Raw genomic sequence first — 12,544 nt, 5'->3', positions numbered from 1 at the left:
TGAACATTTTGTGAAAGGTCAAAAAAAAAAAGAGTGCCCATAAATATGAGCACATTATATTAATTAACACCAATGTAATCATTAAGTGTGGCAAATTCACCTATTGTTCTGAAACGATTGTAACGATCAGCGATAAGGTCCTCTTCAGACAGCTTAAGAAGCTGCTGCAGAGCTTTCTTCAGTACAAGATCGATTTCCTCAGCTTGTTTTATGACGTCCCTTTGAGCTCCACCCTTAACTTCTGGAATAATATCATCAATGACGCCTAGCTCCTTTAGATCAGGAGCAGTTATTTTCATCGTTTCAGCTGCATTTCTGGCTAATGATGCATCTTTCCACAAAATAGCTGCCGCACCCTCTGGAGAAATAACTGAGTATGTGGAATTCTCGAGCATATATATCCGATTACCTACCCCAAGTGCAAGTGCACCACCGCTGCCGCCTTCACCAATCACGATACAAATTACAGGAACCTTTAATCCAGCCATTTCAAATAAATTGCGTGCGATTGCTTCACTTTGTCCACGTTCTTCTGCGGCCTTCCCAGGATAGGCACCCTTAGTATCAATGAAACAAATAATCGGACGATTAAATTTATTCGCCTGATTCATTAATCGAAGTGCTTTTCGATATCCTTCTGGATGTGGCATTCCAAAGTTTCTGCGAATATTCTCTTTTGTATCTTTTCCTCGCTGGTGACCAATAACTGTAACTGGTAACCCTCTATATTTAGCAACCCCGCCTACGATTGCCTCATCATCAGCAAAGGTACGGTCTCCATGACATTCAAAGAAATTCTCAAACAAATAGGGTATATAATCTAATGTTGTCGGCCTGTTTGGAAGACGAGCAATTTGTACCCGGTCCCATGGCTTAATATTTTCATATATGCTTTGTTCAAGTTTTTCAAGTCTTTTTTCTAATTTTTCTATTTCTGAACTTAAATCAACATCAGCTGTTTTGGTGAACTCCTGTAACTCAGAGATTTTCTTCCTTAATTCGATTACGGGGCGTTCAAATTCTAATTCTCCTACCATCTGAGCACACCTCCAGGTTGATGGATTTCTAGAATATTGGTGATTTTCTCAACTAATTCCGTACGATGGATGATTGCGTCCAGTTGTCCATGTTTTAAAAGGAACTCGGATGTTTGAAAATCCTCTGGCAATTCTTCACGGATGGATTGTTCGATTACTCTTCGTCCCGCAAAAGCAATAAGCGCACCAGGTTCGGAAAGGTTGAAATCACCTAATGACGCAAAGCTCGCAGAAACCCCGCCAGTTGTAGGATGAGTCATCATTGAAATGATTAGTCCACCATTATTACTAAATTTCTTTAACGCAACACTAGTTTTTGCCATTTGCATCAAACTTAGTGCACCTTCCTGCATCCTGGCCCCGCCTGATGCGGTAAAAATAATAAAAGGGACATTTAACTCATCCGCTTTTTCAATAGCTTGTGTAATTTTTTCGCCGACAACGGAGCCCATACTCCCCATTCGAAACGAAGCATCCATGATGGCGAGAACAATCTTATAATCGTTAACTGTTCCAATACCTGTTACAACAGCTTCATTTAACTTACTTTTTTCCCGATCTTTTTCAAGCTTTTCAAGATAGTCAGGAAAATTTAATGGATTTTTAGAAATCATCTCACCATTAAATTCTACAAAGCTTCCTTCATCAATGAAGCTGTCTAACCGTTCCCTAGAGTTCATTGGAAAATGATGTCCACAATGCAAACAAACCTTTAGATTTTTTAACAATTCTTTAGTATACATAATTTTCTTACATGAAGGACATTTTGTCATTATGCCTTCAGGAACATCACTTTTTGCTGTTTCCGTCGGTATTTGAGCGTATTTCTTCTTTTTTGTCTGGTTTTTTGAAAAAAGATCTTTAAGCGCCAAAATTCTACCTCCTTTGTGCTACGGTAAAACCAATAGTTAAGTTTCTCCAATTATTACATAATAAAAGTTTTTCTATTATAGCTTTACTTCATACCTATTAGCTTCACATGGGTGGTCAGACCACTTATAGTTAAAAAACACCCGGTTTTCTTTGGGCTTGGATAACCTTCACTATAAGATAAAATGTGTTCAAAATCTGTTAGTATTTGTCGTTAAAAACTGACAAATTCCGTAAACCGTAATAAGCAGTCAATATTTTTGATTCATTCTTTTCGGCTAATGCCTCAAGTAAGATTAAATAGTCTTCACGAGAATAGATCATCTTACTTGAATCCAGAGAGTGGTAATAATCCTTTAAAATGGACCAAATTCTAGCAAAGAGGTGGTTATCTGCTATTTCAACTATTTGATAAAAAAAATCATTATCATCTAAAATTCCTTGCTGATTCACCCATTTTTTTAAGTTCTCAATACTTTGATCATCTATTTTATGGATGGCTAATCGCAGGCAATCCATCTCAATAAAGTTCTTTGTTTCAAACACATCTCGTTTCGCTTTTTCATCTTGTAAAATAAAAGTACTAAGCAACTGAACGAGATGATTCCCCCTAAAATCCCGAATAAACGTCCCTTCACCACGCCTTGTTTCAATTAGTCCCAGCAGTTCTAATGCTCTAAGTGCCTCTCTAACGGAAGAGCGCCCGAAATTCAGGCGCTCAGACAATTCTCGTTCAGAAGGAATCTTATCTCCAGTTTCTAAACCATCAATGGTAATCATTTCTCGTAATTGCTTCACAATCTCTAAATAGACCTTGGTATTGTTTACCACTTATCTATCACTCACTTTTACCAATAATAGCGAGCCTCTTTGTTTTTTCTTTTACTTCTTCTGGATCAACCTTAATACGGGCAACACCTGTTTCCATCGCTGCTTTTGCCACAGCTGCGGCTACATCTGGTGCAACTCTTGGGTCAAAAGGTCCTGGAATAACATAATCAGCATTAAGTTCATCTGGGCTGATCAGGTTGGCAATTGCTTCTGCTGCTGCGACTTTCATTTTTTCATTTATATGTGTAGCGCGAACATCGAGTGCGCCACGGAAAATTCCTGGAAAGGCTAGAACATTGTTAACTTGGTTTGGAAAATCTGAACGACCAGTTCCCACCACTTTTGCTCCAGCAGCTTTTGCCTCATCTGGCATGATCTCAGGGTCCGGATTGGCCATTGCAAAAATAATAGAATCAGAATTCATGGACGCGACCATTTCCTTAGAAAGTGCACCTGCAACTGAAACCCCAATAAATACATCCGCACCTTTGATTACATCTTCAAGACTTCCTGATAGATTATCCCGATTTGTAAACTTTGCAACTTCTGCTTTCACCGAATTCATACCTTGTGGACGCCCTTCATAAATGGCTCCTTTGGTATCACACATAATTATGTCCCTTACACCATAACTATATAACAATTTAATAATTGCAATCCCGGCAGCACCGGCACCGTTTGCGACTACTTTAATTTCGGTCATTTTTTTGCCAACTAGCTTTAGTGCATTAACAAGCCCTGCTACCGTTACAATAGCTGTACCATGCTGGTCATCATGGAATATTGGGATATTTGCTTCCTTTTTCAATCGTTCTTCAATGACGAAACAATTAGGAGCAGCAATATCTTCCAAATTAACGCCACCAAAAGTAGGTTCAAGCAATTTTACCGTTTCAACAATTTTGTCTACATCGGTTGTGTTTAAACAGATTGGAAATGCATCAACACCGGCAAAACTTTTAAATAATACTGACTTACCTTCCATTACAGGAAGGGCTGCTTCTGGTCCAATATTCCCCAGTCCAAGAACGGCTGTTCCATCGGAAACGACGGCAACCATATTCCCTTTCATGGTATATTCATAAACCAATTCTGGTTTCTCATAGATATCTTTACATGGCTCTGCAACACCTGGTGAATAAGCTAAGCTAAGATCATGTGCATTTCGGACTTGAACTTTTGATTTCGACTCTAACTTTCCCTTATTAATTCGATGCATATGTAATGCTTCTTCACGTAATGTCAAGATATCCACCCCTCAAATTTTTACAAAAATTTACAAACACACTCACTTATGTAGCCCGCTATTTTTGGTGGTCAGACCACACTTGTCTCATTATCACTATAACACATCTGCGATAGTTGTAAAGAATTATTCCTTCAGGACGACATTTTTCGAACCAAGCATCTCTCTTAATAATTGCAATAATTCAAGGGTCGGATTGATATTATTTTCATTACCTAACTTTATTGTTTTACGGCTTTTTTCATAGTGTAATATAACAGATGCAGTTCCCTGGTTTTCTTTAAGGAGTTGGTGAATCTGGAGAAGAAATTTGTCATTTTGTTTTTCCTCTACTATTTTCAAATATAATACTGATTGTTTACTTGTTTTTGTTTTTAGCCACTCTTCAATATGAAAAACTTGTTGAATGATAAATTGCTTTTTCCCATCACGTTCTTCGATTTTCCCCTCGAGCAATGTAAACTTCCCATGTCCTAATAGGTGCGAATACTTCTTGTATACATTAGGAAATGCGACGGCTTCCATTTCACCGCTTGAATCACTTATCGTTAAAAAGGCCATTGAATCACCTTTTTTGGTACGAATGGATTTCATTGAGGTGATATATACTCCAGAAGATAGCCGCTGGTTATTATGATTTATCTCAAATAAGGATTGTGCACCACTCCGCTTCAACTGCTCTTCGTAAATAGATACCGGATGGTCAGAAAGATAAAAACCAAGTGCCTCTTTTTCAAATGTCAGCTTATTCTCCTGGCTGATTGGATCCACTTGCATATATTTCGGCTTTGGCATGAACTCATCTTCAAATAAATCAAATTGGTTATTGTCAGTTGGTTTAAATATTTGTGCATGTTCCATTGCGACATCTAAACTAGCAAGCAAGATGGCACGATCTTCACCAAATTCGTCGAAGCAGCCAGAGTGTACAAGAAACTCGAGCGTTTTTCGATTGATGGCTTTTGTAGATACACGGATACAAAAATCAAATAAGTCAACGAACTTTTTCTTTTTCCTAGCCTGAAAGATTTCTTTTAAGGCAGCAGCCCCCACACTTTTTATCGCAGCCAAGCTGAAACGGATACCCCCTTGTTCAACTTGAAATGAGTAACCGCTATAGTTGATGGATGGTGGCAGGACTGTGATATCTTTTTGTTTCGTCTCCATCACGTATTGCGCTATTTTCGTATCGTTTCCGATTGCCGAGGTAAGCAGGCCTGCCATAAAATACACCGGATAATTTGCTTTTAAAAAGGCTAATTGATAGGCGATCATACTATAGGCAACTGCATGACTTCGGTTAAAGCCATAGTTAGCAAAGCGTACGATTAAATCATAGATATCATTAGCCAAGGTATGTTCATAACCTTTTTTTAGGGCCCCTTGAACAAAATGACTGCGCTCTTGATCAAGAATATCTTTTTTCTTTTTCCCAACTGCCCGTCTTAATAAATCGGCTTCACCAAGTGAGAATCCAGCCATTTTCGATGCTATTTGGATAATTTGCTCTTGGTAGACAATAACACCATATGTATTCTCAAGGATTGGCCGTAAATCAGGGTGTGGATATTCAACTTTCTGATTACCGTGTTTCCTATCAATAAAAAGCGGGATATTTTCCATTGGTCCTGGGCGGTATAAGGCATTGACAGCAACAATATCTTCAAATCGGGAAGGCTTTAAACGCATTAAAACCTTACGCATCCCTTCTGACTCAAGCTGAAATACACCCGTTGTTTCACCTTTGGCTAACAGGTTAAAGGTCAATGTGTCATCTAATGGGATCGAACCTATGTTTAATTTCTTACCTGTTTTACGTGAAATCGAGGATACTATCGAATCGATCAATGTAAGGTTTCGCAAGCCAAGAAAGTCCATTTTTAAGAGGCCGATTTCTTCCAGATGTTCCATTGAAAATTGTGTTAAAAAAACATGGTTAGACCCTCGTTGTATGGGGATTAAATCAATGAGCGGCTTCTCACTTATGACTACACCTGCTGCATGTGTGGAAGTATGACGCGGCAGTCCTTCTAGTTTTAAAGCCGTTTCAAAAAGGCGTTTATTCATAGGACTTTCATTAATAAACTTTCTAAGGGCATCTGATTCTTTATAGGCACCTTTAAGGTCGATTCCTAATCGTGACGGGATCATCCTTGATACATGTTCAAGCTCCTTGGAATTTAATCCGAATACCTTGCCAATATCTCTAAGTACTGCCTTGGCTGCAAGCGTTCCAAAGGTAACGATTTGCGCGACATGCAGTTCACCATATTTTTCAGCAACATAGTTTATCACTTCATCACGGCGATGGTCTGGAAAATCAATATCTATATCCGGCATAGAAATTCGTTCAGGATTTAAAAACCTCTCAAAAAGTAGATTATGCTTTAGTGGATCCACATCTGTAATGTATAAAACATAGGCAACTAATGAACCCGCTGCTGAGCCCCTTCCTGGTCCAGTTAATATCCCATTCTCACGTGCGTATTTCATAAAATCCCAAACAATTAAAAAATAGTTGCTAAACTTCATCCGTTTAATGACCGCTAATTCATAGGACAACCGTTCAAAATGTTCCTGTGCAGGCGAGGAAAAACGTTCACTTAATCCCTGTTGGCACAACATATCAAGGTAGTCCTCAGCAGGAATCCCTTTTTCCGTTGGAAATGCAGGCAAGTAGGTTTTATTTAACTCAATGTTAAATTGACATCTGTTAGCAATCCGGATTGTGTTTTCTAATGCATCGGGGATATCAGAAAAGCAATCGACCATTTCACTTGCAGTTTTTAAATAGAACTGATCGTTTTCTAACTTTTCTCTGTGGTCATCTTGCAATTTATCACCATTTTTAATCGCTAACAAACACTCATGGGCAAACATATCTTCTTTTTCTAAATAATAGACCTGATTTGTGGCTACCAGTGGGATAGTCATTTCTTTTGACAAACTAGTAAGCTTATTTCTAATTTTTGTTTCTTGTTCGATTTGATGATTTTGAATCGCTAGGAAAAAGCTAGCGTTGCCAAAAATGGAATCTAGTTTTCTAATTAGTTCTTTAGCCCTTTCCTCGTTGTCATTTATGAGCAACTGTTCGATTTCTCCTTCGAGACCAGGAGTAATCGCAATGAGACCATCTGAATAATGTTTCAGCCACTTTAATGGGATTCCATGATCAGTTTTGGTTTGAACGGTACTGGATATCTTTAAAAGATTTCTATAACCATGATCATTTTCAGCGAGTAAGACCAGTGGATAGGCTTCGTTGGAGGTGTACTCACTTTCCACATCCACTGTTAATCCAATAATAGGTTTCATATTATTTTTTTGGCACAATTTATAAAATTCAATGGTTCCGTACATGACGTTTCTGTCCGTTAAAGCAATGGCAGAAAACCCTTTTGACTTTGCATTTTTTATTAAATCCGGGACAGATGCCGTACTTGATAATAAACTATAGGCACTATATGCATGCAGGTGAATAAAAGACATATTGTCACACCCTTAATTCGATAATCTCTCCCTCTATTATAGAACGAGATTCATAAAAAAGAAAATATGTTCCCTTTTTTATAAACATATTTTCAATTGTTTGTCCATATACATGAGTATTGGGTATTGACTATGCGAAGAGGCGGTTGACAAGATGAAAGAGATTGGTTTTTTTCCTGCTTTTATTGAAAGCTACTTTATTGCCTTGGGAGTCGTACTCGGCGGATCACTTATAGGGGGGATTGCTTCATTCCTAACCGGTCAGCCGCCGTTGACAACTGTATATCGCTTATCATCAGCACTTAGGATCTGGGCCATTGTATCCGCCATAGGCGGGACGTTTGACGCAGTTTATACGTTTGAAAGGGGTTTATTTAATGCAGATACAAAGGATCTTTTTAAACAGTTCTTATTAATCCTCTCTGCCTTAGGCGGTGCCCAGACTGGAGCCTTAATCATTAATTGGTTAACCCAGGAGCATATCTCATCATGAGAATTCCACCATTATATCGAAAACCTGCCTGGCAGCGTTTTTTTGCAGGAATGGCCGTTGGAGGAGCGATTAGCTGGTGCATTTTTTTATATATTTATGGAGTCTGGCAGGAAGAGAACACCGAATTAATTCGGAAACAAGCACAGGAGATTGTGGACTTAAACGAGGAGAAAAAAATTTGGCAGGAAGAATATAAAGAGATCAACAAGCGGAACATTGAACAGCTGACGGTACAGAAAATCAATATTCGAATTACAAACTGGGAAAAATATAAACTTGATTCATTAAGTGTATTAGAGACAGAAGATTCGGTGAAAGATGATATTAGTATGATGCTAGCAAAGGATATTGAAACCGTCTATAAAAGTAAGGACCTTCTGAAAAAGATAATAGAGAATAAACCAGTAAAAATAAATGATAAAAGGTATAAACTCAAGGTTAAAGAAATGGCTTTTTTTACAAACCTATCCATTCAATTAGAGATTCATTTTGAATAATAAGAAATCGGCCCCTTCTACGAGGGCCGATTTTTCTATTTGCTTAAAGAATAGTTTTCACATACCTCACCAAGTGCTTTTAATACATCGTCCACTTGGTTCCACGAATAGATAGAGGCTCCGGAAGCTAGTGGATGTCCACCGCCTTTGAACATTCTTGCAACTACATTTATCACCGGGCCTTTGGAACGCAGACGAACTCTTATTTGCTCATCTTCCTCAATAAAGAATACCCATGCCTTGATCCCTTTTACATTCCCTAATATTCCGACAAGCAGTGATGCTTCTGCTGGTTTTGCATTGTATTCTTTGAGAAGTTCTTTTGTTAATTTTACGGAGGCAACACCGTTTTTCTGAAGTTCAAAATTTTGAAGTATATATCCGTTTAATTTTACGATATTGAGATCTAATTCATACATCTTGTCAAATAATTCCGGACGAGAAAAATTATAATGAATCAATTCTCCGGCATAGCCTAGCGTTTTTTCTGTTGTACTAGGAAATAAAAATCTGCCCGTATCACCGACTATTCCAGCGTAAAGTAGTCTCGCTGCTGTATCGTTCATTTTTAGCCCTTCGGCTTGTCCTTTTAAATAAAATTCATAAATCATTTCACTGCATGAGCTGGCACTTGTATCCACCCATAGTAAATCACCATATGGATCTTCATTCGGGTGGTGATCAATTTTTATTAATTTATCACCAAGTTCATAGCGCTTATCACAAATTCTTTCCGCATTTGCGGTATCACAAACAATCACTAATGCCCCCTTGTATACTTCATCTTCAATCACATCCAGCCTGCGCATGTAATGAAGAGTTGGTTCTTCTTGGCCCACAGCATAAATCTTTTTATCCGGAAAGGATTCTTGTAAAATGGCTGCCAAGCCGCCTTGTGAACCATAAGCATCTGGATCGGGACGAACGTGGCGATGAATAATTATTGTTTCATATTTTTTAATCTCTGCTAATATTTGCTCAATCATGGCGCTTCTCCTTTACCAACTCATATTCCATGGTGGTATTTTTTTGTCTTTACAGTTACAATAATAGAAGATTTTCTATGCTTGGAGGAAATAATATGTTTGTACTTGTTATATTAATTGCTGTACTATTTGCTTTCTACCTATTTTATAAAACAAAATACATCAGAAGCAACCGTTTAGTAGAAAAGAAATGGCTTGCGGCTAAATCAAATATTGCATTAGGGCTTTTTGTCTTTTTATTCGGAGTCAATCACATGCTATTTATTTCCGAAACAAAGGTTATGTTTATTGTTGCGGCAGTATTTATTGTTTATGGAGCCATATTCAGCTGGATTGGTTTCAAAAAATACAAACATTACTATCCTTTCGCAATCGAGGAAGCAAAAAATTTTGAACTACAAAAATAAAAAATCTGAAGCCGCTTCTCTATGAAGCGGCTTTGTTTATACCGATAACTGTCTAGCTCCAGCGCCAAGGCGCTTTCGCTTTTCTTTCTAACTTCTATCTAGCAGTTGACACATCATCATCGCTTTCCCGACTAATATGCCTTCATTGAAAACCTCGACATCCACTTTTCCAAATTTACGTCCTACTTCAAGTACTTTTGGATAAATTTCTAATGTACTTTCCATCTGAACTGGTTTAATAAAGTAAATGGTCATATTTTCAACGACAAGGTCACCTTTTTTATAGGAGCGTAAGACTCTGTTGGCAGCATCTGAGACAATGGTAGTAAAAACACCGTATGATATGGTCCCCAGCTGATTTGTCATCTGCGGTGTTACATCACACGAGTAAACCTCTTCTCCTTTTGCTTTGCCCTGCATTAATACCATTTGATTGGTAACGATATCATCAATGGTTTCCCCAACCTGCGGCTGCCGTTGGTTCATTTGTAAGGCTTTTAATACATCCTGCCTGCTGATGATTCCTTCTAGTCGATTAGCGTCATCTGTAACAGGGAGAACTTCAATTCCTTCCCAAACCATGGTATGAGCCGTTGAAGCCACACTTGTTTTCCCATTAACAGACATTGGATGTTTGGTCATTATCTTATCGATAGATGTATCCATATCTTGACCTAGAATATCCTTACTTGTAACCATCCCTTGTATTTTCATGTTTTGATCGACAACAGGATAGCGGCTGTGGGCAGTTTGTTGGTTAAATTCGTGCCATTTCGACACCTTATCCGTCGTTTTTAGATAAAAAGTATCGGCAAGCGGGGTCAAAATATCTTCAACCAATATTATTTCTTTTTTAATCAATTGGTCATAAATCGCCCGGTTAATCATCGTAGCAACCGTAAAGGTATCATAACTAGTTGAGATTACAGGTATTTCGAGTTTATCCGCAAGCTTCTTGATATGTTCTTCCGCATCGAATCCCCCGGTAATGAGTACAGCAGCTCCTTCTTTTAAGGCTAGTTCATGTGCCTGTGTACGGTTACCAACAATTAAGAGGTTACCTGCTTCTGTATAGCGCATCATGGCTTCTAGTTTCATTGCACCAATCACAAACTTACTTAAGGTTTTATGCAACCCTGTTCTTCCGCCTAACACCTGTCCATCAACAATGTTTACTACTTCTGCAAAAGTCAGCTTTTCAATGTTTTCTTTTTTCTTCCGTTCGATTCTTATCGTTCCAACACGTTCAATGGTACTGACATATCCTTTATTTTCTGCTTCCTTAATCGCGCGGTAGGCTGTACCTTCACTTACAGTCATCGCCTTAGCAATTTGCCTGACAGATATTTTTTCCCCGATTGGGAGTCCATCTATATATTGTAAAATTTGTTCATGCTTTGTGGCCAAGACCTTCACCCTTTTTATAGTCAAATTCCAATCATTCAGTTACGAATAATCCGGATTACGTATAAATTTTATTATAGAGTGTTGAAAGCCTTGATTCAATGCGGATTCACACATTGACTTTAATTATCAATGAAAGGACCTGGATTTCTTCTTTACTCGCCGCTCGACATTAGGTTTCTGACCTTGCCTTTTTGGACTATAAAGCAAACCTGTTAGATTTCCGGCAATAACCATTAACGCAAATGCCAGCCAGGCTAATGAAAATATCCCTTCGGCACCACCGGCATGAATCGATAAGCGCGGGACTCCATAATACAGCAAGAAGCCACAGAGTAACAAGCAAAGTAAATATCTGTTCTTTTTCATCTTAATTTCCTCCCCTAAAAAGACTGCTTGTTTCATATTTATGCATAGGGGAGGTAAAAAAGTATGTAAATCACCTAGAACATTTAAAATTCAATCGCTTCGCCTGGTTGGAGTACTCTACCGTTTTTATCCTCCAGCATCTCAATAAACTTAAATGGATCCTGTTTAATTGGCGGGAATGTATTGAAGTGGATTGGAACAACTGTTTTAGCTTTTAGCAATTTGGCTGCGTATGCTGCATCTTCAGGACCCATGGTAAAATTATCACCAATTGGCAGGAACGCTACATCAATTGGATGGCGCTCACCAATTAGTTTCATATCTGAAAATAACCCAGTATCTCCAGCATGATAAATGGTTTTTCCTTCATTCATAAATAAAATCCCTGCAGGCATTCCACAATAGATGATTTCATTATTTTCCGTTGTATAGCTTGAACCATGAAAGGCTTGCGTTAATTTAACTTTTCCGAACTCAAATTGATGGGCTCCTCCAATATGCATCCCATGGGTATTCACTCCCTGCCAACTTAGAAAAGTAGAAAGTTCATGGTTGGCCACAACGAGGGCATTATTTTTCTTTGCTAACTCAACCGTATCCCCGACATGGTCATTGTGACCATGGGATAAAATAATGACATCAGGTCTTGTTTCAGCCACTTTCAAGTCTGTTAATTGGTTACCATTAATAAATGGGTCAATTAAAATATTCTTTCCATTTGTTTGAATTTGTACTACTGAATGTCCGTGATAAGATATTTTCATCACAATCGCTCCTCTCGTTTTCCTCTATTACTTATTTCAATACAATAACTGGAATCCCTTCCATAATCTCTAGTATATTCCTGAAAAATCGAATTTAAGCAAGAGGAATTAAATGCATCGAAAGTTTACTTTTCATGTTTTAATTGATAAT

General features: G+C 38.1%; 12 protein-coding genes. 3 read left to right on the top strand and 9 right to left on the bottom strand.

Annotated elements, in window-relative coordinates; all coding sequences use genetic code 11:
- Window positions 1-59 precede the first annotated feature (59 nt).
- From accA to dnaE, 5 genes are all read right to left on the bottom strand, one after another.
- Window positions 60-1,037: an acetyl-CoA carboxylase carboxyl transferase subunit alpha gene (accA, locus tag BR30_RS0101035; protein WP_026563337.1), complete on the bottom strand. Its 978-nt coding sequence runs from the start codon at window positions 1,035-1,037 to the stop codon at window positions 60-62.
- Window positions 1,031-1,909, bottom strand: a complete 879-nt coding sequence (gene accD / locus BR30_RS0101030) for an acetyl-CoA carboxylase, carboxyltransferase subunit beta (RefSeq protein ID WP_026563336.1) — start codon at window positions 1,907-1,909, stop codon at window positions 1,031-1,033. Before accD ends, accA begins: the two co-directional genes overlap by 7 nt.
- A 199-nt stretch (window positions 1,910-2,108) precedes the next feature.
- Window positions 2,109-2,738: a FadR/GntR family transcriptional regulator gene (locus BR30_RS0101025; RefSeq protein ID WP_026563335.1), complete on the bottom strand. Its 630-nt coding sequence runs from the start codon at window positions 2,736-2,738 to the stop codon at window positions 2,109-2,111.
- Window positions 2,739-2,745: 7 nt separating this feature from the next.
- Complete coding sequence (locus BR30_RS0101020) at window positions 2,746-3,984, bottom strand: NADP-dependent malic enzyme (RefSeq protein ID WP_026563334.1); 1,239 nt, start codon at window positions 3,982-3,984, stop codon at window positions 2,746-2,748.
- A gap of 126 nt (window positions 3,985-4,110) precedes the next feature.
- On the bottom strand, window positions 4,111-7,473 hold the full coding sequence (dnaE, locus tag BR30_RS0101015) for a DNA polymerase III subunit alpha (protein ID WP_026563333.1): 3,363 nt from the start codon (window positions 7,471-7,473) through the stop codon (window positions 4,111-4,113).
- 154 nt (window positions 7,474-7,627) lie between these two features.
- On the opposite strand from dnaE, the gene BR30_RS0101010 reads away from it, so the two are divergent.
- Window positions 7,628-7,966, top strand: coding sequence for a sporulation membrane protein YtrH (locus BR30_RS0101010; protein WP_026563332.1), 339 nt, complete (start codon window positions 7,628-7,630; stop codon window positions 7,964-7,966).
- Window positions 7,963-8,463 (top strand): sporulation membrane protein YtrI, encoded by a 501-nt coding sequence (gene ytrI / locus BR30_RS0101005; protein ID WP_026563331.1) that lies wholly within the window; start codon window positions 7,963-7,965, stop codon window positions 8,461-8,463. The genes BR30_RS0101010 and ytrI overlap by 4 nt, the downstream gene beginning before the upstream one ends.
- 35 nt (window positions 8,464-8,498) lie before the next feature.
- Here ytrI and BR30_RS0101000 read toward each other — a convergent pair whose 3' ends face one another.
- Window positions 8,499-9,449, bottom strand: coding sequence for a DHH family phosphoesterase (locus BR30_RS0101000; protein WP_026563330.1), 951 nt, complete (start codon window positions 9,447-9,449; stop codon window positions 8,499-8,501).
- 95 nt (window positions 9,450-9,544) lie between these two features.
- On the opposite strand from BR30_RS0101000, the gene BR30_RS0100995 reads away from it, so the two are divergent.
- Window positions 9,545-9,856 carry a YtpI family protein gene (locus tag BR30_RS0100995; RefSeq protein WP_026563329.1) on the top strand — a complete coding sequence of 104 codons (312 nt, stop codon included), beginning with the start codon at window positions 9,545-9,547 and terminating at the stop codon, window positions 9,854-9,856.
- An 87-nt stretch (window positions 9,857-9,943) separates the two neighbouring features.
- On the opposite strand, the gene BR30_RS0100990 is transcribed toward BR30_RS0100995, so the two are convergent.
- The 3 genes from BR30_RS0100990 to BR30_RS0100980 all read right to left on the bottom strand — a co-directional run bounded on the left by BR30_RS0100990 (window position 9,944) and on the right by BR30_RS0100980 (window position 12,393).
- Complete coding sequence (locus BR30_RS0100990) at window positions 9,944-11,263, bottom strand: CBS domain-containing protein (RefSeq protein WP_026563328.1); 1,320 nt, start codon at window positions 11,261-11,263, stop codon at window positions 9,944-9,946.
- Window positions 11,264-11,389: 126 nt separating this feature from the next.
- Window positions 11,390-11,629 carry a hypothetical protein gene (locus BR30_RS0100985; protein WP_026563327.1) on the bottom strand — a complete coding sequence of 80 codons (240 nt, stop codon included), beginning with the start codon at window positions 11,627-11,629 and terminating at the stop codon, window positions 11,390-11,392.
- Window positions 11,630-11,712: 83 nt separating this feature from the next.
- Window positions 11,713-12,393 carry a metal-dependent hydrolase gene (locus BR30_RS0100980; RefSeq protein ID WP_026563326.1) on the bottom strand — a complete coding sequence of 227 codons (681 nt, stop codon included), beginning with the start codon at window positions 12,391-12,393 and terminating at the stop codon, window positions 11,713-11,715.
- Window positions 12,394-12,544 lie beyond the last annotated feature (151 nt).

The organism is Bacillus sp. UNC41MFS5, assembly GCF_000686805.1.
The sequence above is the reverse complement of the archived record's forward strand: the minus strand, read 5'-3'. Positions and strand labels throughout refer to the sequence as shown.

Coding starts and splice junctions, on each gene's coding strand:
- BR30_RS0100985 (WP_026563327.1), bottom strand. CDS start 11,629: ATGAAAAAGAACAGATATTTACTTTGCTTGTTACTCTGTGGCTTCTTG.
- ytrI (WP_026563331.1), top strand. CDS start 7,963: ATGAGAATTCCACCATTATATCGAAAACCTGCCTGGCAGCGTTTTTTT.
- accA (WP_026563337.1), bottom strand. CDS start 1,037: ATGGTAGGAGAATTAGAATTTGAACGCCCCGTAATCGAATTAAGGAAG.
- BR30_RS0100980 (WP_026563326.1), bottom strand. CDS start 12,393: ATGAAAATATCTTATCACGGACATTCAGTAGTACAAATTCAAACAAAT.
- BR30_RS0100995 (WP_026563329.1), top strand. CDS start 9,545: ATGTTTGTACTTGTTATATTAATTGCTGTACTATTTGCTTTCTACCTA.
- BR30_RS0101010 (WP_026563332.1), top strand. CDS start 7,628: ATGAAAGAGATTGGTTTTTTTCCTGCTTTTATTGAAAGCTACTTTATT.
- dnaE (WP_026563333.1), bottom strand. CDS start 7,473: ATGTCTTTTATTCACCTGCATGCATATAGTGCCTATAGTTTATTATCA.
- BR30_RS0101000 (WP_026563330.1), bottom strand. CDS start 9,449: ATGATTGAGCAAATATTAGCAGAGATTAAAAAATATGAAACAATAATT.